Here is a 22,908-nt window from a genome sequence, read left to right as displayed (position 1 = left end):
GCCTCAAACAAATTTCCTAAGGGTTTCATAAGGCAGCACCCTCTAATCTCAAGGACTTGTCCGGTCAAGAAGTCGTCGAAATGAAGCGCATAGTGTCGGTCTCCGCAAGCGGCTCGCATAAGCCATGGCCGCCTGGAGAATTCCAATGAGGGTGTTGCTCGTCGAAGACGATCGCATGATCGGCGAATCGGTGCGCGGCGCCTTGCGGGATCAAAGCTACGCCGTCGATCTCGTTCACGACGGCAAGACCGCGTTGCTGTCGATTTCGACGCACCTCTATGACGCCATCCTGCTCGACCTCGGCTTGCCCAGGTGCGACGGGCTGGATGTGCTGCGCGCGGTGCGGCGCGCGGGCAATCACGTGCCTGTGATCGTGCTGACGGCGCGGGACTCGGTTGCGGACCGCATCCGCGCGCTCGACGAAGGCGCGGACGACTATCTGATCAAGCCTTTCGACCTGCAGGAACTGAAGGCGCGCATGCGCGCGGTGATCCGCCGTCTCGGCGGTCATTCGGCGGCGCTCCTGAGCAATGGCATGCTCGATCTGAATCCAGCCACGCGCGAGGCCGCTTCAGAAGGCGTGACCGTACGCTTGTCGAGTCGTGAATTCGCGCTGCTTCACGCGCTCATGATCCGTCCTGGCGCGATCCTCTCGCGCAGTGAACTCGAACACCACATCTACGGCTGGAATGACGAAGTGGAGAGCAATGCTGTCGAATTCCTGATCCATTCGATTCGCAAGAAACTCGGTGCGACGGCCATCAGGAACGTGCGCGGCGTCGGCTGGATGGTGTCGCGGCCGACATGAGGCGCTCACTTCAATTCAGACTGTCCGCGTGGCTTTCGGCGCTCATCACGATCATGGCCGCGATGGGAACCGTCGTCGCATTCAAGGTGGCCTTCCACGAAGCGAACGAAGTGCAGGACGGGCAACTGCTTCAGGTCGCGGCGCTCATCACGCCGCATATGCTGGATGTCGTCAAGGCCGAAGCCAGGGAGCAGGTGGCGGGTGCGGATCCAGAATCGAAACTGGTGATTCAGACACTGAACGAGGCGGGGCCGGTCTTGCTGCCGGCGGCGTCGCCGGATGGTCTGCAGAACGCCACGGTCGAAGGCGTCACGTGGCGCGTCGTCATCAAGACGCTCGCCGACGGCAAGCGCGTGCTGGTCGGGCAGAAGACCCTCGGACGTGACGAGATCGCGCGTAACAGCGCGCTTGCGACCATCATGCCGTTCGCCGTGCTGGTGCCGCTCCTGCTGATTGCGCTGCGCGTGATCGTGAGCCGCATGTTCCGGCCGCTCGCGATGTTGTCGAGCAGTCTCGACGTGCGGTCGGATCACGATCTTTCGCCGCTCTCGGGCGCGCATCTGCCGAGTGAAATCACGCCCTTCGTCGTGGCCATCAACCGCCTGCTGATGCGCGTGTCGACGTCGGTGGCGTCGCAGCGTCGCTTTATCGCCGATGCCGCGCATGAGTTGCGCTCGCCGCTCACGGCGCTTTCGCTGCAGGCCGAACGGCTCGATGCATGTGACTTGTCATCCGTCGCGCGAGAGCGGCTCGACGCCATGCGTCGCGGACTCAGGCGAAGCCGCGATCTGTTGAACCAGTTGCTGACCTTCGCGCGTCTGCAAGGCGGTCATTCGGAACAGGAGGGCGTCGTGCGCATGCAGGAGGTGTATCGCAATGTGCTTGAGGAATTGATGCCGCTGGCGGAAGCGCGGCGGATCGATATCGGCGTGTCCAGCGATGCGGACGTGATCGTGAACGCGCCGTATTCCGACATGCTGGTGCTGGTGCGCAACATCGTCGACAACGCTATCCGCTACACGCCGGAAGGCGGTCGCGTCGATCTTTCGATGGGCGCCGATGCGCATCACGCATGGATACGCGTGGACGACACCGGGCCTGGCATCCGGGATGAAGACCAGCGACGCGTCTTCGATCCGTTCTATCGCGTGCTCGGAAACGATGCCGAAGGATCGGGCCTCGGGTTGTCGATCGTGAGCACCATCGCGGCGCGTTTGCAGGCGGGCATCGAACTGCTCAATACGAAGCCCGCGGGTCTGGCCGTGACGGTGCGGTTCAAAGGCTGACTCAGTCGCGACCGTGGTCGTGATCACGTTCATGATCGCGATCGAAACCCGGCAATGCCTGCGTGCCTTCGAGCGTCACTGCATGCAGACGCTTTGCATCGACGCCGAGCAGATCCAGCATCGTCGGCGCGACTTGCGTGGTGAGCACGCGATCGCTCACCGTGCCGCCCGCATGCTGCTTTCCGGGCGCATAGACCACCAGCGCGAGATGATTGTCGTCGGGTGCGTTGCCGCCGTGTTCCTCGTCCTTCGACGTGCTCGACGTATAGATCACTCCGGGATTCGGCTGCACGATGATGTCCGGCGTGCGGCCCTGACGCGGATCGCCGAAGGTGGCCGTCATGCGCTGACCGTAGAGCAGATACGCATAGGGACCGTCGGCGCAGATGCCGGGCGCGTTGCAGCTCAGGTTGTCCTTCAGCGTACGGATGACCTGTGCAAGCTGATGCTGATCGCGCAGCCAGATGAGTCCGACATCGTCCGTTTGTGCGAAGCCCGTATCGACGAGGCCGCTGCCGTCGTTCAGATTGCCGCTCTTCGTCGCGTTCTGGCCGTAGTTGCCGTTCGGGTCGAGATAACCGCTCGTCTGAAGCAGCTTGCTCAGCGTGTCTCCGTTCTTCACGAGCTTGCTGTGATCCGTTGGCGACTGGCCATGCTTGGAGGTCACGATGATCGCTGTCGACTGATACAGATTGCGCTGCTTCAGTTCCGCCACGATGCGCCCGAGCGACGCATCCACATACTGGATGGCCGCGCTCACTTGCGGCCCTGGCGTAAAGCTCGCGTCGAGATAGCCGCCATCCATCGCAACGGGCGCCTTCTGCGCCACGCTCAGCGTCTGGAAATTCGCGCCGAAGAGCGTCGGCACGCCCGCCGATGCGTTGCCTGCGGAGTCCTTGCCGTCGATCTGATTGATGAGCGCCTGCACATGCAGATCGTCGAAGACTTCGGTATGTGCGTATGCGTCGGTGTAGTTCGTCTGCGTCTTCGGGTCGATCGAGTTGATCTCGGTGCGCATCAGGTCATCGACGCCCGCGCCCGATGGTCCGTTGAGCCAGTCGTAGCCCCACGCGTGCTTGTCGGCCCACGCGGTGCGCGCATTCGGCAGGCTGGATTTGACCACTTCGAACACCGTGTTCGTCTTCACATAGTCGTGCGGATAGACCGGCTTGCAGACGCCGTCCACCTTCGCGTGCGGAATGGCCTGGGGATTGAACGCGCCGCCGCCGTCGAGATGAGTGAGCGGGCCGCCGTTCTCCGCATCGATGCCGGTCGTTTCGTCGAACACCACATTCCAGCCTTGTGCGCCGGTGCAGTTCGTGTCCGACGGCGAGTACAGCGTGCGGTCGTAGGAGACGTCATAGAAGAGCCCCGCGGACTTGGGCGAGCCGCCCGTCACGAGTGCGGCGAGTCCCGGAAACGAATCCGACAGGCCAGGCGTATGGGCGTTCGTGTAGGTCGTGCCGTCCTTTGCCAGAAGGGCGAGGTTGGGGCACGTGTTGGACGCGATGCAGCGCGCCACGTCCTGTTCGTGCAGACCATCGAAGCTGATGAGCAGGACATGCTTCGTCGCGTGAGTGTTGTCGCGGTCGTGGCCGCGCTGATCGTCGTCACGCGCCAGTGCATGCGATGCATGCAATGCAGCCACCGCGAGAATCGCGACAGCGATGGGGCGTTGCAGGGCGGTACGCTGTTTCGTGTTCCTCATGTCTCATCTCCGTTTGCTGTTGATGAACGTCTTGCGGACGTCGATCAATGTGCTTTGCAAATGCGGCGAGTCCATGAACGAGGACTTTCAGTTGGCTGTCTTTTTGGGACTTTATTTTTTTGACGTCAAGTCGTTCTTAAGCGGCGCATAAGCATTTGTGCGAAAAGCAGGCGGGCGCGCGGTGATCCAGGCAGGCGGTGAGCGCCACTGGCGATGTGCTGCTTTGCGACGAAGCCGGCTTCGCGTGCCGGACCGCGTTCGAATCGCCTATGCGAAGCGGGTTTCGCCGCAACGTGCCGCGCATCCCCGGAAACGCCGCATCGACGGGCTCGGCATGGCAGTTGCAAGATGCGGGGCGTTGCTCGATCGCGTCGATCGCGGCGGACGAAACAGAGGGAGGTCGAGATGGATCGCAGACTGCTCACGTACGACCCGCAAATGGAGTTGCTCGCGCCTTCGTCCACGCCAGGCGGTGCGTCGAGCACGCCCGCGATCGAACATCATGTGTCCGGAGAACTGGAGGAGGTCGAACTCGCCTCCCGCTTCCTCGAACTGCCGGATCGTTCCGGACTTGAGCGCTTCCTGCGCCAGCTCGACGCGACTTTGAGAAAGGAAGGACGGCCGGTCGATGCGCGTGTTGCCGAGCGGCTGATCCGTCATCTGGTCGACGTTGCACGGTCGCTACCGCTCGATACGGCGTCCGGCGCCGGACATCGCAGAAGCACCGCTGTATCGCCTGCGAAGGTGCATGCGGCGAGCGAATCGGTCTTCGGGTCCGAGTTCGAAGGGTTGAGCCCCGAGGACCGGGACTTTCATGTCGCGCGGTCCTTCATCCGGCTCGCCGCCGATTCGTTGTTGCAGCTCGGCAAGCAGGAGCCCGCCAGTCATCCGGCTGCCGCAGCGCAACTCGCATTGTTGAAAGCCGCGCGGCGGCACGCACCCGGTTTGCGATCCTTGCGCTGACGGACGCCGGGTGTTCGCTGAAAGCGAAACGAGACTGTCCAATAGTTCGTCATCCGATTCAATCGTCTTTGAAGCATTACCCGACCCCGGTCGAATCGTTCGCCCGGCACGCGCACCACCACCCGAGGAGCTCATCATGTTGCACGACATCGGCAGTACCCAGATGCAGTTCGGTCCCGAAGGCCAACGTTTCGAGGCTGAGCAGTTCGAGCAGGAATGGTCGGGCGAAACCAGCGGCGGAACGCTCAACGAGGCAGAGGCCGTGCAGCTCGCGAGCGAACTGCTCGAGGTGTCCAACGAAGCCGAACTGGATCGCTTCATCGGTGACCTGATCGGCAAGGTCGGCCAGATCGCGCGCAGCCCGATCGGGCAGGCGGTCGGCGGGGTGCTCAAGGGGGCGGCGGCCAAGGCGTTGCCGCTCGCGGGCGGCGCGCTCGGCGGATACCTCGGCGGGCCGCTTGGCGCGCAGATCGGCAGTGGACTTGCTTCGGCGGCCGGCAGCGCGCTCGGACTCGAGGCCGAGAGCATGTCCGGCGAGGATCGCGAATTCGAAGGCGCCAAGCAGTTCGTGAAGTTCGCGGCGGACACGGCCAGGAACGCGGCGTCGTCGCCAGTGTCGGCCGATCCGCGTTCCGTTGCACAGGCCGCGGCCATCGCTGCAGCGCGGCTGCACGCGCCCGCGCTGTTGTCTGCGCCGACTTCGGGCATGCAGGGCGGAAGGCAGGGCGGCTACGGCGCGAGCATGGGCGGGCAGGGCAGCCCGGGCGGCGAGTACCCGCGCGAGCGCGGCCATTGGGTGAGAAAGGGACGCCACGTCATTCTCTACGGCGTCTGAGCGAGGAGTGGGCCATGACTCCCTATGCATCCGCGATGCTGGCTCACGAGGCGCGCGCTCTGCTTGCCCGGCTGGCGCGCGTGTCTCCTTTCGCGCTCAACGAGCCGATGGTGCCCGCAGCGGCACTGCTGCCGAGCGCGCAGTCCGCCATCGAGCGATATCTGGTGGAGGGACGGCAGCAGCTGCATCGGCTCGTGCTGGGTTTTCTGTCGTGGCTTGCTCAGTCGCCGGGGGTGTCGGCCGAAGAAGCGCAGCGACGCTTTGCGCTGTTGCGGCTTCAGTTCAATACCGTACTGACCCAATTCGAACTGTTCCGAAGCGTGGTGACACAGCGCAGCGAACACGAGACGGGAGTCTGGCTGTCGGGGCTCGACGTCGTGTCGGCCGACGCCCTCACGCTCGTCGGGAACTACTATCGGGCGCCGCCCGTGATCTGCTACCTGGATCGCGGCGTCGGCGCCGCGATCCGCCGTGCGCGAACCCGTCTTCCCGGCGGCGGCATGAACCCGGTGGCGATCATCCGTGTACCGCGCGAACGCATGATAGGGAGCGGCATCGCGTCCTCGCTGGTGCACGAAGTCGGCCACCAGGCCGCGGCGCTGCTCGGCCTGGTGGCGTCGCTGCGGCCCACGCTGCAAGGCATGCAGCGCGGCGGCTCCGACCAGCTCGCGTGGGCGCTGTGGGAGCGCTGGATATCGGAAGTCGTGGCGGACTTCTGGTCGATCGCACGCCTCGGCGTGGTGTCGACGCTCGGCTTGATGGGTGTGGTGAGCTTGCCGCGTCCGTTCGTGTTCCGCTTGAATGCCGACGACCCTCATCCCATGCCGTGGCTGCGTGTCGCGCTGAGCTGCGAGATCGGCAATGCGCTGTTCCCCCATCCGCAATGGCAGGCTCTGCTCGATCTGTGGACGTCTTTCTATCCGGTGCGCCCTGACCATCTGCGCGAGCAAGGCATTTTCGAGGGCTTGAGAAGCACGATGCCGGCCTTTACCGCGTTGCTGATCAATCACCGCGTCGCGCGTCTGCGCGGGCGCTCGCTGTCCGAAGCACTGGATGTCGAGGCGCGCCAGCCGGCGCGGCTCGCACGCCTGTACCAGTCGTGGTGCGCAAGTCCCGCGGGCATGTATGACGCTGCGCCGACGCTCGTTTTCGCAGTGCTCGGGCAGGCGCGCATGAATGGGCACCTGAACGCGGAGGAGGAGAGCGACGTCTTCGCGAAGCTGCTCACGCACTGGGCATTGCGCAGCACGCTCGATACCTCGCTTGCTTGCGCGAGCACGCAACCGGACGCCGGGCTCACCCGGGTACTGCGACTCACCGAATCCGCGTAATTCTCTTTGAGGAGATTGTCATGGCGACATATGAGGTAACGATCCGGGTCTACGACGACGTCAATCCCGGTGGAAGCGTAGGCACTCCGATCAGAAACGCGGCAGTGGAGGTGAATGGAAGGACCGCCGCGAATCAGGAGATCCCCACGCTGAAGGGCTACACCAACGACAGCGGGCTCTGCGATTTCCGGCTCGAGGACGGGCACTACCAAGTGACGACGGCGCCGTTCGGCGTCGAGAAGACGATCGACTTTCGGGTGGACAAGCACGATTGCCGGGTGGACGTTCCCGTCGACGTCGGGTTCGGCCTGCAAACCTTTGCCTACCAGAACTATCAGCGTGCGCTGGCGGAGGAAGTCGAGGAGGGCGAAACGGTCATCGTCAGCGCCACGTGGAGCAGGCACGTGCACACGGACGCGAATCTCACCATCACACCCGTGCAGGGCAGCGTGGTGCCGACGATGGCGGAACGCGCTGGCGGCGACCACAAGCAGGACATTTTCTTTGCCACCGGCGGCGTGAAAGGCAAGCTGCCGATCAACCTCACGCTCGAACACGGCGCCAGAATCAGCCTGTACAAGGAGGTGCTGGTCGTGCCCGCTGCCAAGCCGCCCGTTCCGACTGACGTCTCGGTCACCATGCGGCGGGCGGGCACCGACATCACCGACGATATCTCGCTGTGGGTCGTGATCCGCAAAAGCACCGAGGCCATGTCGTTCAATAACTACCATAACTTCATCAATGCGGTGCTCTGCGGAATTCCGCGAGGCGAGCGGTTGCAGAAGAACCCCGAGTTCGAGGCGCTGAAGCAGCGCCGCTTCCTGCCTTTTACGGACACGGACGCCTACCGGCTCCTCAAGGTGGCCACCGAAGCATTCGTCATGGTGAATTGCGGCGTTCAGGTCGATCGCTGGGCGAACGGCGTCCCTCAGTTCGATCACGATGACGCGGAATACGTGGCCCGCCGAATCGGGCAGCGGCCGAGGAGTCTCGAAGAACTGTGGAATCGCTACGTCGAGCGCATCAACGGCACACAGGACACGATGCTGCCTTATCTCGCGCTGATCCGCGAAAAGCTCGCCGACGTGCGCATCAAGAGCACCCTGTTCGGCGACGGTCTCGGCACCGAACAGGGCGAAGCCTGCTTCGGCATCCTGCGGAGCAAGCTGACGCATCCGGTATTCACCGAGCTGATCTGGTCCTACTGGCACGAAGAAGGCATGCTGGTGCAGACGATGAATGCGATCGCGCGACGCTTCCAGAACATCCGGTCGCTGCATGGCAACGATCCGCTCGCCAACCTCGATATCGACCCGCTCAGGCCGCTGAACAGTCTTCTGTGGGGCTATATTCAGGACGAGCAACATCGCCTCAGCATCACGCGGCGCGCCTATGAATACGAGCACGAATATGCGCTGCCGCTGGACGGCAAGGCGGTCGGCACGATCAGGGCGGCCGACGTGCGCTCGAGATTTCTCGAGGCCTTCCATCAGCTGCTCTCCCAGTGCTCGCAGTTCTATGGCCAGGACGACAACACGACGGTCGTCGCGGATGGTTTCCCGGTCCTCAACGCGCTGAAGGAAGTGCATCTGATTCTCTCCGAAGGCGCAGGCAACCAGTTTGGCGGCGTGCCCTCGACGGCGCGCATCGAAATGCTGACGCAGTTGTGGCTGCTGGCCCGTCCGGAGTTCCGTGAATATCTGCCCACGCGCATCATGGTGGCCTATCCGGAACCGTGGATGGACCGCGTCGACGCAATGAAGAAGCTTCAAGGATGGAGCGATGCCAGCGTGCTGCACTTCAGCAATCTCGGCGGCTTCGGCGAGAAGATCCTGCTGTCGATCCGCTATGGCGCATGGAGCGGCATCAACGACGCGACCAAGGCCGCCAACTGGGCGCGCTACTGGAGGCCGGAGATCCAGGGCTATGTCCATGCATACCGGGCGGTCACGGGCGCGGACCTGACGGCAGTGCGCTCCAGCGAGCGCGTCGAGGCCACGTTGCCGTCGACGCTGCTGCGTCAGCAGCTCGCGCAGCAGAAGCGCCGGGTGGCGTGACGCGGGAGGCGACGTGCTCGACTTCGCCTCGGCGCTTTATCTCGGCATGCAGCATGACGAGCTCGCCACGCAGCGTCCGTTCGCGCTCACGCTCGGACGTCCGGCGGCGCTGGAGGAGCCGCCTGGCGCCGTGCGCGTTGCGGCGTCGCTGGCGCGGCTCCAGGGCTGCGAAAAGGCCCTGCTGACGACGTCGACCCTGCATCTGTTCTGGGATCTCTTCGAGATGCTGTCGCGTGCGCCGACGGCGTTGCTCGTCGACGCCTGCGCCTATCCGGTAAGCCGTTGGGCGATGCAGCGCGTGCCGCCGCGCGGCTGTTCGCTCGGCGCGTTCAGTCATCACGATCTCGCCAGCCTGAGGGCGCTGGCCGTGAACGCCCGGACGCGCGGGCAGCGGCCGGTGCTGGTCACGGACGGCTACTGCGGCGCATGCGGGCGAAGTCCGCCCATCGGCAGCTACAGCGCGCTCGTCGAGGCGCTGGAAGGTCTGCTCGTCATCGACGACACCCAAAGCCTCGGCATCCTCGGCGGTGCGCCGGACGGGTCGGTGCCGTACGGCCGGGGCGGCGGCGGCGTGCTGCGCTGGCACGGTGTGTCCGGCGCGCGGATCATCGTCGGCGCGTCGCTAGCCAAAGCGTTCGGCGCACCGCTCGCGGGCATCGCCGGAAGCAGTGCGCTCATCGAGCAATTCCGCGACGCGAGCCGCACGCGCGTGCATTGCAGCCCGCCGTCCGTGGCGGCGATCCGCGCCGCGCAGAACGCGCTGCGCATCAACGCCGATTACGGCGACGCGCTGCGCAGATGCCTGCATGCACGCGTCGAATGTCTGCGTGTCGCGATGACCTGCGCCGGACTGCGCCTGCGCACGGCATTTCCGTTTCCGATGCAGCACTTCGACGTGCCGCCGCATCGGGATGCGGCAGCGCTCAGCGCTCGCCTGCTCGAGCAAGGCGTCTGGGCGGTGGCGACTCAAGGCGGCGGACACAGCCGGCTGACTTTCCTGGTGACCGTGCGTCATCGCATGCACGACATCGAGTTGGCCGGCCGGATCGTCGCGCGGCTTCTGTCGAATCACGCAGTTCATGGTGGCAAGGAGAACTGGAATGAACAAGCAGCCATTCAACGCATTGCGCCGTGCCCTGCATGAGGGCGCAGCGAGCTTCGGCATGACGCCGATGCCGACGCTCGACTCGAGCGTCGAAGATGAGTTTCGCCGCGCGTCGTCGATGCGCGCCGCCGCACCCCGAGGCGCCGGGCAAAGCCTGCGCGCGCGCCGGCCCGCGCCGGGGCCGATAGCGCGCCCCCGACCGCGGCCCCGAGTCGCGCCGCCGCATCGATATGGGCAGGGCTGGCCGGTGTTCTACGGCGTTGGCACGGCCTATGTTCCCGCCGGCGACGACCGGGTTCGATGGGCGAAAGACTGTCTCAACCGCGTCATGCCGGCGTCGTTGCCGGACACGGCGGACCTGGATGCCGCCGCGCGCAGCCTGCTGCGCGCGTTCCAGCGGCGGGAGGGACTGCCCGCTTCGGGCGCGCTCGACGCGGCGACCGCCGATGCGCTGCGAGCGGCGTGCGAGCAAGGCGCCGAGCCGTCCGCGACCGGCGAGGAAGAGCCGGAACTGGAGGCGATTCCGAAAGACTTGTTGCGATCGTTGCCGCATGGGGACGCATACCGCTACTGCTGCCGGCTGACCGATGCGCCGAAAGCGGCTGTCGAAGATCTGCCGGAAGCTGCAGGCGTCTATCTGATCGTGTTCGAGCCGCCCGCGAAGCAAGTTGCCGGGCAGTATCAGTCGCTGGGCTACAGCGGCAAGGCAACCGCCTATAGCGGAAAGGCCGACAACCTGCGCGAGCGCATCGAGCAGCATCGGCGTGCCGTGATGCAGATGGGCTTTCTGCCGGCGAACCATCGTGTCTTCATACGGCGCGTTGGAAAGCCGCACGCACGCGCCGCGGAACGCGCAGCCAACACTGCGCTGCTGCCGTCGGGACGCGTTACGAACCGGCAGAGAGAAATGGAAATGGAAACGATGGGGCGCGACCGCACGGCGGGCTTCGCGCAGGCGTCGGCCTGTCCGGGCTGCGGTTGTGCGCAATGCCGTTGCGCATCGATGCCGGCCAGATCGTTCGGGCCCGTGAGATAGCTTCGAGACGTTTGCCGCGTGTCGTCCAGCGCATGCTGAAAGGCACGCGGTTCCGATTGCCCGCTCATGCCAGGTCGGCGGGCAGGGAGCGTTGATTGGCGCGCCGCAGTTGCAGCGCCCGGTCGGTGACGCCGAGTCGCCGCGCTGCGCGGCCGAGATTGCCGTTTTCCTGTTCGACGGCGGCACGGATTGCCGTGTCCGCGGTCGCCTGGCCGATCGCCTTCAGCCCGACGCCGAGGTTCACGGCGAAGCGCACGGCGCGCGTGAATTCGTCGTCGGGCCAGCTTTGCTCGAGCGTGCACAAAGGCGGGCGCTCCTCGACTGGAACGTCGCCGACGCTGATCGCACCGGGTCCGACATGACGGTGACTCAGCCGAAAGACCGTTCTGCGCAGGTCGCGCACATTGCCGGGATACGACCGAGTCAGCAGATATTCTTGAACGGCCGAGTCTATTTCTGGCGGCAGCCGATCCCGGCATGCCTGCGCGAGAAAATGACGCGCGAGCGGCAGGATGTCCTCGCGGCGTTCCTGCAGCGGCGGCGTCCGGCACACACAGCCGGCGATTCTGTAATAGAGATCCGCACGAAAGCGACCACGGGCGACTTCTTCTTCCAGATCACGATTGGTGGCGCTCACCAGCCTGAATTCGGTGCGCTGCCAGATGTTGCTGCCGATGCACTTGTACTTGCTCTCCTGAATCACGCGCAGGAGCTGCGCTTGCATCGGCAGGCCGAGCTCGCCGATTTCATCGAGGAACAGCGTGCCGCCGTCGGCGAGCGCGAAGGCGCCTTCGCGCGCCGTGTGCGCGCCGGTGAACGCGCCGCGTTCGTGTCCGAAGAGCTCGCTGCCCGCGAGCTCGGCGGTCAACGTGGTGCAGTCCACCACGACGAAGTCTTTCTTGGCCGGCCGCGAGTCGAGATCGTGAATCAACGATGCGATGAGCTCCTTCCCCGTGCCGCTTTCTCCGGTCACGAGCGCAGGGATCTGCGTGAAGGCCGCCACCTCGACGATCTGTTCGAGCAACTGGCGCCAGGCGAGGCTGTCTCCGATCAACACGTCGCGTACGCGTGTGCAGCTGAGCAGGCTCGTCACCTTGCACCAGCGTTCGGCGCGCGCGACGATCTGCGTGGCGGTGTCAGGGCGGGCCGACCATGAGAAGACATCGGATGCGCCTGCGGCCAGCATCGCCCATTTGTCGTTCGACGAGATCGGGTAGTCGCCCGTGGCGACGGCAAGCACGCTGGCGCTTCGGCTCGCGTCGCGCACGGCGCGGCGCACGGCCTCGGTCGGCGCCTGAAAGAGCAGCAAGCCGAAGCCGCGCCGCGGTTCGGCCACGTGCTCGAGCGGCATTCCCGCCGCCTTGAGCGTGTCGACGATTGCGCCTTGCGCATCGGCTGACATCCCGGCATCGGCGCGATACCACACGGACATATCCATGAGCGTTGTCTCGAAGTGCCGCTGCGATATGACGACAGAGGGTCCGGAAACGCGTTCTTCAAGCAAATGCCGGGTACAGACTGCGTTGGCGATCGCCGCGCGTGGGTACGTCGAGCTCGAACTCGCGCGTGAGCGCATTGAGCCGCTTGTTCGCCTCGGCGAGCGCCGCGCGTCCCGCGGTGGACAATGCCGCGCGTTGGATATTCTGGCCCGAAGCAACGCGCTGCGCGAACGCCACTGCGTTCGCGGCGAGCGGCGAGGGCGGCAGCAGCCCCTTTGCGCCTTGCAGCGCCGCGTCCTGAAGCCGCTTGCCGTGTGCGAGCGCCACTGCGGTATCGAAGGCGGCGCGTGCCGCCGGACCGCCGGGCAAGCGATCGCGAGCGGCGGAGAGCGCCGCTTCCGTGAACGATTTGCCCTTCGCCAGATTGACCGCCATGTCGAAGCCGGCCTGAACGATCGCGCCGCCCGGCAGTGCGCTTCGTACGCCGGCCACCAGCGCTTCCGTGATCGGACGGCCGGATGCCAGCGCATTGGCCGCGCCCAGCGCGGCCGCGACGCCGGTGCCGATTCCCGGGATGAACGGCGCGACCATCTCGGCGACTTTCAACTGATCCCGCACGTCGTTGACGAGGCCTTTGCCGGCAGCGCCCATCGCCTTGCCGAGACTCTTGCCGTGCGCCAGTCCCTGGCCGGTTTCGACGGCGAACGTGATCGGCGCCCCGGCCAGGCGTATGCCGCTCCAGGCGGTCTTCGCAATGTCCCCGATGATCGGCGCGTGCGTCACCGCCTTGCCGACCTTGGAGGCGACTTTTCCCACGTCTCGTGCGACGTTCGATACGGTGCGCGACACCGATTTCACCAGACTGCCGAGGAAGAGATCGAGCTCGCCTTCCTCCAGCGGACGAAACACTTCGTCGAGGCGCTCGCCGGGAAACATCGGCGCGCCGCGCAGTGGAATCAGCCTGAAGCTGGCGGACGTACCGGCGTCGCTCAGGGGTATGACGGGGAAGCTCGGGTTGCCGAAGGGAGATCGCGCGATGCCATGGTGTCTGTGTCCGGGGCGTGCTTCGCCCCGGTTCGGTTGATTCATCGACGGGTTCCAGCGGGGCGTGAAGGCGGTGGACATGACATCCCTCTCAATGTAGGCAGGCATGCTAACTAACATCCTTCCTCCGCATTCACCTTTGACACGCTGGATCATGCGCGGAGTTGTTGCAGGGCGAATGCAAGCTCCATACCTGTGTATGCACCGCGTGCCAGCGTCAACCTCTGCGAAGCTGCCTTCGGATTTGTTTAATGGTCGATGCGCCGGTGCGAAACCGGCTTCGAAACTGCTGCCAGCTCATGTATGTCGAGAAGCGGCATTGAATGCGAACATGCCACAAGAATTTACCCGGCCGTGGCCAGATCATTGGTTATCCGAACGATATGCGCGAGTGATGAGCGTTCACTGATCGTTCCGTGAGCGGGGACGTGCGCCGAGACTCGCGATTGCGCAGGCGCGGTACGCGCTTACATGACCGGGCGGTTGAGATGACGTCTTGCTGGCACACAGGGCATTATAGTTTGCAGTTACCTTGTAGCAACCACGCGCCGACATTATGTCCGTCGTGTTCGGGTGTTGTCGGAATCTGACTGAAAGTCCAGACGCTGCGCATGCTTTCGTCGAACCCTCGTGCGGGGATGTTGCGGTGAAGGAAACAGTATGCGGTGCCCTGTCGTGCCTCGAAACTGTCCCGCAATGGGTGCCACGTTGCGACGAATCAACTTGCGGATCGCTCGGGCGCCGGGGCGAACTCGCTGCTCTTTCGAGCATTGGCTGCCGAGGGCTCGGGCGGTGCACTGGCCGCGTTCGCTGGAGAAAGGAGAAGCTCTCGCCTGATCAGTTCTTCCTGTCTTGCCTTCAGGGCGCAAAACGTTCTTGTGACGTCCGCCTGGAAGTCTTCCGGAAACGCTTGAGCCGATCCATAGTCAGCGGACAGGATCTTATCTGTCCCTTCCGCCTCATCGCGCGCGACGATGTCTGCCCACTCTCTGACGATGACTTTATATGCGGCGACATGCGTCAGAAAATCAATGTGGCTTTGAGGGAAATTATCTTTGCTGACAAGATGTGAATTCAATAGAAGCGCCTGTTCCATTTGCAGGATCAACGGCATGAAGACGACGTTGCGCCAGAGTCTCCATACACGCAAATCCTCAGGCGTTCTCGGATTGCCGTCGAAATAGTATTGACGTCCGGGAGCATTCTTTTGCATCAATGCTATGAAGGAGGCGGCACGGGTCTCGCACAATGCCGTCAACGGACCGTACAGCAGCCTGATCTGTTCGCTTACATAGTGCAGTTCCGCACGCAATTTTTCCAGATCGATCGCTTGGGCGTGCCTGTCCGCCTCCAGGCGAGCGCTCGCCTCTCGCGAGACAGTCCAGCTCCTCCATGTCACGCACCAACCTATCGCCACGCCGATGGCCGAGAAAAAGGCAACGATGACGGCCGAGTGCGCGTCGGCGAACTTCAGGAAGTTGGCCCAGTGCATGAATCGATCCCTCGAGTGCCGCGAAGAAGAAGGAGCGTCGCTCGTTGAGATTCGACGGGTTAGCAGGCGGACGCCAACGAACGCATTGACGTCTCGATGCTAGACATCAGACGCGTTTTATACAAATGCATGAAAAGACCATCAGGCCATGCTCGCATTGCACCGTTTCAGAAGTTTGTCGTCAGCGAAGCGATAAACATGCGCAGCTTGCCTTGTGCGAGTGTGGACCGAAGTTAAGTCGGGACGGTTTCGCCATTAAGGTTGGGATATCCATGGCGAACGCACCGTGCTCAATGCAGAAATTCTTTCAATCGCGTGTGAACTTATATCGAATCTGCAACCACACGAGCATTGTGCGCTATCGCGGTCAAGGTCTCGTGACGAGAGCACGCATTGATAACCTGAGCGCGTCATGAGAGCCGAGTTGGCCGTATAGAGTCCGACACCGGTTGGAGATGACGCCAGTTAGTGCCAAGGCCACGCACCCCAATGGACTGACACACTTCCGATAACATTTGAACAACAGATATCGGGTTCGTTCTTCGGGTTGAATTCCACGCAGCGTTGCAGGGTCGGGCTTGAACGGGCAGGGCAGCGGAGCACGCCCAGCGGGCCTTGCCTGACCCCACGCCACCTTTGGCTGACGATTCGCGCGTCGTTGCATGCTGTCGCCTCAAGTGCTCAATGATCCGATTCATATCGTCGCGCGTGAGGTCGCGTTGTTTGCAGGTGCGCGGCGCCTGGGCCTGCTTATGGGGCGCATCGCGACAATGCGTGCGTGAGGGTGCCTTGCCGATGCGCCGGTTGTCCCGGTCTGCCTGAAGTGTCTGCAGCAGGTCAAACGCATGACCCAGCCGCTTGTGCTCAATGATCGCGACCTGATCGACGTCGGCGAGTCGAGCCTATGCACGACACACGATGAGCCTCTCCGCGGCGTGAAGCGCCATCCGGGTAGGACCACACCTCGATGTATCGATCGATCAGCCGGCGATTCTCCAGGACGTCCGCCAGCAGATACAGGACGCGGCGTACTGTATCGTCAACGCTTTGGCTATTTTGCGTCGCTCGGGCCAAGTCAACGCCTGCACCGGATTCTCTTCGTCTCGCAGCGATCGGTGCGCATCGATGTCGTTTCTGGCCGGCTTGCCAAAGCGCGTGTTGTAGTCAGCCATGAAGCAGGGCGCATACGTGTCGGCTGCACTGAACGTGCTGATCTTGTGCAAACGTAACTCCTTCAAGAGCCGATCCTGCAAGGTCAGATGCCTTATCGTTTTAAAAGGCGCCCGGCGTGCCGTATCGCCCGATGTATACGCGCGTGGCATCGACATGGGCGAAGGTCGATTCTGTCAGCGTGAAGTGCAATGACATCGGCCGGCTAGTGGCATTGTCGACCTACCAGCAGCGTGCACTGCAGCGCACGGTTCTCAAGCCAGCGATGCTCGCAGCCGTGTATCGGGATCAACTCGCCCAAGCACGATCGGCGAACGTGCGGCTGAAAGAATTTGGGTGGGCGCTGCCGGCGTGGATCCACAGCTCCGCATTACGCATCGAGCCGCGGCACCGTCTATATGCCCGAGCGCAGGCCTTGGCATTCATCGAGCCTTTCGTGGGCGTGCAGATCGAACGGCATTTCGCGATTGCTTGTCTTGCCACGTTTGCCGAGACCAGACCGGCCGCACCACAGGCCTCATAGCGCCGACACAACGAGCTTGACCCGTTCCAGTTCGCGCGTATTTGTCGTGATCGATCCACGCCTGTCAGTGATCGATTCCTCGACGACGCATCGTCAAAGCTTGCACGAGGGAGCTAAAACCCGACATCTGTAAATAGCCAGAACACGACATTACTAAAAAAGCTTTGACACCAAAAAAATTAGATATTTTGTCTTATGTAAAATGCGGCATGCGCCTCCAAACCACGCATCACCCCCAATCCCCATCACCCCATCTCCCGCGCTCGCTCCAACAAAAACGCCCGTTCCCGTGCGTTCTTCGCCAACGCCGCCGCGCGCTCGAACTCCGCGCGTGCTTCTTCCGTGCGCCCAAGCCGCGCCAGCAAATCCGCCCGCACGCTGGGCAGCCACTGATAATGCTTCAACGCCGGCGCCTCACGCAACGCATCCACGATCGGCAGCGCTTCGGCGGCGCCATACGCCATGCTGACCGCCACCGCGCGATTGAGTTCGACAACCGGCGTCGGCACGATCTGCACCAGCACGTCGTATAGCGCGACGATCCTCGTCCAGTCCGTCTCCTTAGCTGTCGGTGCGCGCGCATGACACGCCGCCAGCGCCGCCTGCAACGCATACCCGCCACGTGCGCCGCCCAGCGCCTCCGCGCGCTTTAGCGCGGCCAGCCCGCGCCGGATCAACAACGGATCCCAGCGGCTGCGGTCCTGCTCAGGCAACAGCACCGGACGGCCACGCCCGTCGACACGCGCCCGGGTCCGCGATGCCTGGATCTCCATCAACGCGACCAGTCCGCGAACCTCGCTCTCATCCGGCATCAGCCCGGCGAGTATCCGACCGAGCCGCAACGCGTCCTCACACAGCGCCGGCCGCATCCAGTCGTCGCCGGCCGTCGCCGAGTAGCCCTCGTTGAAAATCAGATAAAGCACTTCCAGCACCGAACCGAGACGCTCCGCGCGCGCCTCGGCCTGCGGCACCTCGAACGGCACCCGCGCCGCCGACAACGTCCGCTTTGCCCGCACGATGCGCTGCGCGATCGTCGGCTCCGGCACCAGGAACGCCCGCGCGATTTCATCAGTCGTCAGCCCGCCGATCAGACGCAAGGTCAACGCCGCACGAGCATCGACGGACAACACCGGATGACATGCCGTGAAAATGAGCCGCAGCAGATCGTCGCCGATGTCGTCTTCCTGTGCGGCACTGAGCGCATCGACGAAATCGGGCGTGACGTACGCCTCGTGCGCCTCGAGATCGTGTCCATATTCCTCGTGCTTGCGTGCGTGCAACGCATGCTGCCGCAACCGGTCGAGCGCCTTGTTTTTTGCTGTCGTCATGAGCCATGCCCCCGGTTTCTCCGGCACGCCCGTCACGCTCCAGTGCTCCAGCGCCGCGACGAACGCATCCTGCGCCAGTTCCTCGGCAAGCGCGACGTCGCGCACCACGCGCGCCACGCTCGCAATCACCTTCGCCGACTCGATGCGCCACACTGCATCGATGGCGCGTCTCGCCGCATCGTCCGTGACCGCGCGCCGCGTGTCCGGCCCGCTCACGCGGCTTCCGGATTCATGTGCATCAGCTCCCAGATGTGTCCGTCGAGATCCTCGAAGCCATGGCCATACATGAAGCCGTGATCCTGCGGCTCGCGCGGCGCCCGACCGCCTGCAGCAAGCGCTTTCGCCACCAGGTCGTCCACCTCTGCCCGGCTCTCGCATGACAGGCACACCAGCACCTCGGTGCTCTGGCTCGCATCGACGATGGGCTTCTCCGTGAAGGTCTTGAAGAAACTTTCCACGAGCAACATCGCGTAAATGTTCTCGCCGATCACGAGACACGCGGCGTCGTCGTTGGTGAAGGCCGGGTCGAAGCTCAAGCCGAGCGCCTTGAAGAACGTCATCGAGCGTTTGAGATCGCGGACCGGCAGGTTCACGAAAATCTGCTTGTGCATTGTGGTTGTCTCCAGGTTAAAAGCGCGCAGCCGTTCAATCACCACGACGAACCGCGCGCGTCAGAATCGACATCGATATCAACGAAAAAACTTACCGGCTGCGGGAAAACGCTCGGTCAAAAATAACAGGGCCCCGTCTTGCGAACTTCGACCGTGCACCACGCCGCAGCAGGGCATTCGGCGGCAATGGCGACAGCCTCGGCATGGGTCTCGCAGTCGAGCAGAAAGAAACCGCCGATCATTTCCTTCGCTTCCGCAAACGGCCCGTCGACGACGCGGGTATCGCCATGCGCCGTCGACACTCGCGTCGCTTCCTTCTGCGAAGTCAGCGACTCAACGGCCTGCAATACACCGCGCGCCTTGAGGCCGTCGGCGAACTGGACCATTTGCCGATAGGCTTCACGCCCCTCCTCCTGAGTCCGCTGACCACGTTGTTCGACCGGTTCGACGATGAGTAACAGATACGCCACGACGTTCTCCTGAAAATTTTTTTAGTGGGTCCAACTTAAACCGTCCAACGCGCATCGGCAAGGCTGACGGGGCTAAGCGTTTCTTGTGATGATTCAAGTATTGATCATACGTTACAAGTCATTACGCGCTCTTACTCACTGTAACGAGGCTTTCCTAGTAGGATTCGATCCGAAGCATGTCTTACCAATGTTCGCGCGCGCACTGTGTCTGGTGATCTTTTCTGCTAGCGAACCTGCTGTACGCCTGGCAGCGCCCGGCGCATTCCCGGTGGTTCCGTCTGCATTCTTCGCTTGTCGTTCGACGAGCGAAGCGAACCTCTGCGTCCCTGTCTCCGGACGTCAACGTTCGAGCCGAATAACGCCGCGCGCGACACCGCTCTGGCCGGATGGCTTCGTGCCTGTCCCTGCCTTTCCGTCAACAACTCCCGATGCCGCTGGCGTCGCCGGGAGCGCCCTGCTGCGCGTCCGGTTCCTGTGCGTATGACACGATGATCAAGAATCCTTTCCTGCTTTCGACGCTCGCGCTGGCCCTTGCTGCCTGCGGCGGCGGTGACGGCAATTCGCCCGCCTCGACCAGCGCAGCTGGCACGTCCGGCGCGGCCAGCGCCAGTGCATCCGGCAGCGCGGCGGCCGGCGCTTCCGGCACGCAAGCGGCGAACGCCGCGCTCGCAAGCGATGCCGCCACGACCGCGCAAGCCGTCACCAACGCGGCCGCCAACCTGCGTCTCACGTGTGCAACGCCGGCGGTGTCGTCGGCATCGGGCGGCGGTGGCCAGATCACCGTCGATACGCCGGGCTCGGACGGCTCGCGCATGTTCGCGATCAATTCGAAGTTCAAGGTGGCGATCACCACGCGTCCCGGCTCGGCCGATACGCTCAAGTGGACCATCGCCGACGCACTCGGCAAGACAGTTGCGAGCGGCAGCTTCGCGGCGCCCGCCGCGGCCACGACGACCACCCTCACCTGCAGCTCGAACCTCGCCGGTTACTTTGCCGTGTCGGCAACGCTCGCCAACGGCGGCGGCCAGGTGCAGACCTCGGGCACGCGGCCGAACGGCATCGCGACCTTCGGCGTGATCCCGGACGTCTCCGGCGTGATTCCCGCCGTCACGTATGCGAAGCAGGAGCAGCATCGCTTCGGCATGCAGGGCTTCAACGACAACGGCACGATGCTGTCGGCGCTTGGCATCACCTCGACCATCGACGATCGCCAGATGAACGTGATGGAGCCGAACGGCCGCTACACGTTCAAGCCGACTGCCAACAACCTCGACCCGTTCTACACGTCGGGCAAGGTGATGCGCCTCGTGCGTCTCGACGGCCTGCCGGGCTGGGCCAGCATGCACGGCCTGAATCCGGACTACGGCTATATCCCGAACGACCTCGGCTACTACCGTGACTACATGACGCGCGTCGGCCAGGAAACCGAAGCGATTCGCGCGAAGTACTACCCGACGATGTCGGCGAACTACTACCAGGTCACGTGGGAGCCGTACATTCAGTGGAAGGACACGGACAAGAACTTCGTCGCGCTGTATCAGCGCACGTATGAAGGGCTGCATGCCGGCGATCCGCACGCGGTCGTGATGGGCCCGGCCGAGCCGTTCCCTTCGCTGACGACCGATCGCCTGAAGCGCCTGGCGCCGATGGGCCTCGCGCAGTATCTCGACGGCATCGCCACGCACGGTTATTACGACGCAGGCACGTCGCCCTCGCATCCGCCGGAGCGCCGTCACACCGAGCCGAATCCGGCCGACGCCGCCAACTCGCTGCTCAACGAGATGCGCAACCTGCGCGCGGAAATGGCGAAGGACTACAAGCCGAACATGAAGCTGTTCGTCACGGAAACGGGCATCAGCTATGACGTAGGTTCGAGCTACGGCCCGAACTATCCGACGCCGAACATCCTGTTTGCGCATGGCGCCGTGGTCGCGCGCACGCACATCATCCTGCTGGGCGAAGGCGCGGATCAGACCTACGTGTTCTTCGGTCCGGACTTCCCGGGCGAGGCGGGTTACGGCACGTTCTTCGACCTCGATCATCCGCAGGCCGAGTTCGGCACGACCAACATCAGCCCGAAACCGGCCGCGATGGAAGTCGCCACGATGACCCGCGTGCTCGACGGCACCACGACACTTGGTCCGGTGAACAGCCTGCCATCCGGCGTGTATGCGTACTCGTTCCAGCAGCTGAACAACGGCCGGGTCATCACCGCGCTGTGGACGCATAACAACTCGGTATGGCCGGCGTCCAACGGCAGCTTCAGCAGCACGTACAGCACGAGCTACAAGCTCAACGTCGATGCGGCCGGCTCGAGCGGCACGGTGCAGTTGATCGACGCGATGGGCAACGTATCGAGCGTGCCGTATTCGAACGGCGCGGTCACGCTGACGCTCACCGAGTCGCCGCAATACGTCGTCTCGACCAATGCGGATGTCGCGAAGAGCAACTCGACGCGACCGCAAGGTTATACGGGGCTGTAAATCAGCCGTTGCATGAACCCGGAGCAGGCCTGCCCTGCTCCGGGTTTTTTTATGTGGCCGTCATCGCGACGGTTGACAAGTTCGCGCACGCCACACGATACTGCGACACATGCACGCCGCTCTCACGCTCCCCATCGCCGCGATTAAAAACCGTATGAACGCCATTCGTGGCGGGTCTACGGAACGGCGTGTGCGCTAGCGAAAGAGCAAACACCAGGCAGCAATCAGTTCCGAAGGCCCCGCCGCAAGACGGGGCCTTCTTGTTTTTGCGTGCAAGGCTTCCGTCTCCGGCTCACTCACTGGAGAGCAGCATGGAAGAGTTGTCGCAAGAATTCGCATGTCAGGGCGTCGGCCACGGTGTCGCGTCGGGCCGCATCGGCGCGGCTGGTTCGTCCGGGACGCGCATCGTGGTCTTCATCGAAGTTCATCCGCACCGGACCGTGTCATGGCGTCTGTCACGCGATGCCGAATTGCGCGTCGCCACTGCATCCGTGTGGCTCACGCGTCATCAGGATCCCTACGATTACTGGATGAAGGCCGGCGACGTCGTACGCCTGTCGCGCGGCGAGCGTGTCTGGCTCTCGACGGAAAGCGCGCATGCGGTCGAGGTATCGCTGACCTCGTATCGCGGCGCCATGCACGGACGCGTCGCGCGCTGGCTGGCGAAAGTCTGGCCGCGCATCGGGACCCGCCCGATGAACGCGCTATAAGGCGCATCCTCGCCTGCGCCCTTCAAGGCTCGACGCAACGGAAGTTCGCCGCGCTGTTGATGCTGCCCTTCCCCATGTAGCGCGGATAGTTCGGATAACGGCATATCGGGCGCGTCCGGCCGTTGGTGGCCGGCGCGATGTCGCTTCCAACGAGCGTTTCCGGCGCGACGCCGTTGCTCACCCATTCGTCCAGTGCGCCGAGTTCGTCCCACGCCGGAATGAACACGCCGTTGCCGTGCTGAAAGCCCGGGACCATGTAGAGCCGCATGAAGGACTCGACGGTATCGCGGCCGTAATGGTCGATCAGGTCGCGATAGAACGCGATCGTCTGGTTCGGGCTGATGACTTCGTCCGAGAGGCCATGCATTGCGATCAGCTTGCCGCCGTGGGGGGGGGGGGCGGGGGGGGCGGGGGGGCGGGCGCGCCCCCGGGGGGGGGGGGGGGGGCGCCGGGGGCGGGGGGGGGGGGGCGGGGGGGGGGGGGGCGCGGGCCCGCCCACCCGGCGCGGG

Annotated in this window: 19 protein-coding genes and 1 pseudogene; 11 read left to right on the top strand and 9 right to left on the bottom strand. The window is 63.9% G+C overall.

Going from position 1 to position 22,908, the window contains the following annotated elements; all coding sequences use genetic code 11:
• Positions 1 to 145: 145 nt before the first annotated feature.
• Positions 146 to 808: a response regulator transcription factor gene (locus QCE88_RS09200; RefSeq protein WP_309901144.1), complete on the top strand. Its 663-nt coding sequence runs from the start codon at positions 146 to 148 to the stop codon at positions 806 to 808.
• A complete protein-coding gene (locus QCE88_RS09195; protein WP_309901142.1) occupies positions 805 to 2,094 on the top strand; it encodes an ATP-binding protein in 1,290 nt (429 codons plus the stop codon). The genes QCE88_RS09200 and QCE88_RS09195 overlap by 4 nt, the downstream gene beginning before the upstream one ends.
• A 1-nt stretch (position 2,095) precedes the next feature.
• Here QCE88_RS09195 and QCE88_RS09190 read toward each other — a convergent pair whose 3' ends face one another.
• On the bottom strand, positions 2,096 to 3,802 hold the full coding sequence (locus QCE88_RS09190; RefSeq protein ID WP_309901140.1) for an alkaline phosphatase family protein: 1,707 nt from the start codon (positions 3,800 to 3,802) through the stop codon (positions 2,096 to 2,098).
• A 405-nt stretch (positions 3,803 to 4,207) separates the two neighbouring features.
• On the opposite strand from QCE88_RS09190, the gene QCE88_RS09185 reads away from it, so the two are divergent.
• The 6 genes from QCE88_RS09185 (at position 4,208) to QCE88_RS09160 (ending at position 11,129) form a co-directional block, all read left to right on the top strand.
• Entirely contained in the window at positions 4,208 to 4,765 is a 558-nt protein-coding gene (locus tag QCE88_RS09185) for a hypothetical protein (RefSeq protein ID WP_309901138.1), read from the top strand.
• Between the two features lie 136 nt (positions 4,766 to 4,901).
• Positions 4,902 to 5,600 (top strand): hypothetical protein, encoded by a 699-nt coding sequence (locus tag QCE88_RS09180; protein ID WP_309901136.1) that lies wholly within the window; start codon positions 4,902 to 4,904, stop codon positions 5,598 to 5,600.
• Positions 5,601 to 5,614: 14 nt separating this feature from the next.
• Positions 5,615 to 6,931, top strand: a complete 1,317-nt coding sequence (locus QCE88_RS09175; RefSeq protein ID WP_309901134.1) for a hypothetical protein — start codon at positions 5,615 to 5,617, stop codon at positions 6,929 to 6,931.
• Positions 6,932 to 6,951: 20 nt separating this feature from the next.
• The gene (locus QCE88_RS09170; protein ID WP_309901132.1) at positions 6,952 to 8,988 is read left to right on the top strand and encodes a hypothetical protein; all 2,037 of its coding nucleotides are present in this window, start codon (positions 6,952 to 6,954) and stop codon (positions 8,986 to 8,988) included.
• Positions 8,989 to 9,001: 13 nt separating this feature from the next.
• Positions 9,002 to 10,132, top strand: coding sequence for an aminotransferase class I/II-fold pyridoxal phosphate-dependent enzyme (locus QCE88_RS09165; RefSeq protein WP_309901130.1), 1,131 nt, complete (start codon positions 9,002 to 9,004; stop codon positions 10,130 to 10,132).
• The gene (locus tag QCE88_RS09160) at positions 10,089 to 11,129 is read left to right on the top strand and encodes a peptidoglycan-binding protein (RefSeq protein WP_309901127.1); all 1,041 of its coding nucleotides are present in this window, start codon (positions 10,089 to 10,091) and stop codon (positions 11,127 to 11,129) included. The genes QCE88_RS09165 and QCE88_RS09160 overlap by 44 nt, the downstream gene beginning before the upstream one ends.
• Before the next feature lie 64 nt (positions 11,130 to 11,193).
• On the opposite strand, the gene QCE88_RS09155 is transcribed toward QCE88_RS09160, so the two are convergent.
• The 4 genes from QCE88_RS09155 to QCE88_RS09140 all read right to left on the bottom strand — a co-directional run bounded on the left by QCE88_RS09155 (position 11,194) and on the right by QCE88_RS09140 (position 16,327).
• Positions 11,194 to 12,567, bottom strand: a complete 1,374-nt coding sequence (locus tag QCE88_RS09155) for a sigma 54-interacting transcriptional regulator (protein ID WP_309901124.1) — start codon at positions 12,565 to 12,567, stop codon at positions 11,194 to 11,196.
• 58 nt (positions 12,568 to 12,625) lie between these two features.
• Complete coding sequence (locus QCE88_RS09150; protein ID WP_309901123.1) at positions 12,626 to 13,693, bottom strand: hypothetical protein; 1,068 nt, start codon at positions 13,691 to 13,693, stop codon at positions 12,626 to 12,628.
• Positions 13,694 to 14,330: 637 nt separating this feature from the next.
• Positions 14,331 to 15,104, bottom strand: coding sequence for a hypothetical protein (locus tag QCE88_RS09145; protein ID WP_309901122.1), 774 nt, complete (start codon positions 15,102 to 15,104; stop codon positions 14,331 to 14,333).
• 980 nt (positions 15,105 to 16,084) lie between these two features.
• On the bottom strand, positions 16,085 to 16,327 hold the full coding sequence (locus QCE88_RS09140) for a hypothetical protein (RefSeq protein ID WP_309903613.1): 243 nt from the start codon (positions 16,325 to 16,327) through the stop codon (positions 16,085 to 16,087).
• A gap of 65 nt (positions 16,328 to 16,392) precedes the next feature.
• On the opposite strand from QCE88_RS09140, the gene QCE88_RS09135 reads away from it, so the two are divergent.
• A complete protein-coding gene (locus QCE88_RS09135; protein WP_309903611.1) occupies positions 16,393 to 16,797 on the top strand; it encodes a hypothetical protein in 405 nt (134 codons plus the stop codon).
• Between the two features lie 245 nt (positions 16,798 to 17,042).
• Here the strand turns inward: QCE88_RS09135 and QCE88_RS09130 are convergent, their stop codons facing one another.
• From QCE88_RS09130 to QCE88_RS09120, 3 genes are all read right to left on the bottom strand, one after another.
• Positions 17,043 to 18,341, bottom strand: coding sequence for an RNA polymerase sigma factor (locus QCE88_RS09130; RefSeq protein ID WP_309901120.1), 1,299 nt, complete (start codon positions 18,339 to 18,341; stop codon positions 17,043 to 17,045).
• Positions 18,338 to 18,736, bottom strand: a complete 399-nt coding sequence (locus tag QCE88_RS09125) for a VOC family protein (protein ID WP_309901119.1) — start codon at positions 18,734 to 18,736, stop codon at positions 18,338 to 18,340. Before QCE88_RS09125 ends, QCE88_RS09130 begins: the two co-directional genes overlap by 4 nt.
• A 116-nt stretch (positions 18,737 to 18,852) precedes the next feature.
• A complete protein-coding gene (locus QCE88_RS09120) occupies positions 18,853 to 19,206 on the bottom strand; it encodes a YciI family protein (RefSeq protein WP_309901118.1) in 354 nt (117 codons plus the stop codon).
• Positions 19,207 to 19,694: 488 nt separating this feature from the next.
• Between QCE88_RS09120 and QCE88_RS09115 the strand changes: the two genes are divergently transcribed.
• Positions 19,695 to 21,689 (top strand): hypothetical protein, encoded by a 1,995-nt coding sequence (locus QCE88_RS09115; RefSeq protein ID WP_309901117.1) that lies wholly within the window; start codon positions 19,695 to 19,697, stop codon positions 21,687 to 21,689.
• 311 nt (positions 21,690 to 22,000) lie between these two features.
• Positions 22,001 to 22,399, top strand: coding sequence for a DUF2917 domain-containing protein (locus tag QCE88_RS09110; protein ID WP_309901115.1), 399 nt, complete (start codon positions 22,001 to 22,003; stop codon positions 22,397 to 22,399).
• A gap of 22 nt (positions 22,400 to 22,421) precedes the next feature.
• Here QCE88_RS09110 and QCE88_RS09105 read toward each other — a convergent pair.
• A pseudogene (locus QCE88_RS09105) lies at positions 22,422 to 22,908 on the bottom strand (tannase/feruloyl esterase family alpha/beta hydrolase); the annotation flags it as partial.

The organism is Caballeronia sp. LZ035, from assembly GCF_031451175.1.
GTDB lineage: Bacteria > Pseudomonadota > Gammaproteobacteria > Burkholderiales > Burkholderiaceae > Caballeronia.
Note: the sequence above shows the minus strand (reverse complement) of the source record. Positions and strands in the feature narration are given on the sequence as shown.

Bases quoted from the DNA above. Each gene is read 5' to 3' on its own strand.
- QCE88_RS09200 (WP_309901144.1), top strand. From the start codon at position 146: ATGAGGGTGTTGCTCGTCGAAGACGATCGCATGATCGGCGAATCGGTG.
- QCE88_RS09195 (WP_309901142.1), top strand. From the start codon at position 805: ATGAGGCGCTCACTTCAATTCAGACTGTCCGCGTGGCTTTCGGCGCTC.
- QCE88_RS09190 (WP_309901140.1), bottom strand. From the start codon at position 3,802: ATGAGGAACACGAAACAGCGTACCGCCCTGCAACGCCCCATCGCTGTC.
- QCE88_RS09185 (WP_309901138.1), top strand. From the start codon at position 4,208: ATGGATCGCAGACTGCTCACGTACGACCCGCAAATGGAGTTGCTCGCG.
- QCE88_RS09180 (WP_309901136.1), top strand. From the start codon at position 4,902: ATGTTGCACGACATCGGCAGTACCCAGATGCAGTTCGGTCCCGAAGGC.
- QCE88_RS09175 (WP_309901134.1), top strand. From the start codon at position 5,615: ATGACTCCCTATGCATCCGCGATGCTGGCTCACGAGGCGCGCGCTCTG.
- QCE88_RS09170 (WP_309901132.1), top strand. From the start codon at position 6,952: ATGGCGACATATGAGGTAACGATCCGGGTCTACGACGACGTCAATCCC.
- QCE88_RS09160 (WP_309901127.1), top strand. From the start codon at position 10,089: ATGAACAAGCAGCCATTCAACGCATTGCGCCGTGCCCTGCATGAGGGC.
- QCE88_RS09155 (WP_309901124.1), bottom strand. From the start codon at position 12,567: ATGGATATGTCCGTGTGGTATCGCGCCGATGCCGGGATGTCAGCCGAT.
- QCE88_RS09150 (WP_309901123.1), bottom strand. From the start codon at position 13,693: ATGTCCACCGCCTTCACGCCCCGCTGGAACCCGTCGATGAATCAACCG.
- QCE88_RS09145 (WP_309901122.1), bottom strand. From the start codon at position 15,104: ATGCACTGGGCCAACTTCCTGAAGTTCGCCGACGCGCACTCGGCCGTC.
- QCE88_RS09125 (WP_309901119.1), bottom strand. From the start codon at position 18,736: ATGCACAAGCAGATTTTCGTGAACCTGCCGGTCCGCGATCTCAAACGC.
- QCE88_RS09115 (WP_309901117.1), top strand. From the start codon at position 19,695: ATGATCAAGAATCCTTTCCTGCTTTCGACGCTCGCGCTGGCCCTTGCT.
- QCE88_RS09110 (WP_309901115.1), top strand. From the start codon at position 22,001: ATGGAAGAGTTGTCGCAAGAATTCGCATGTCAGGGCGTCGGCCACGGT.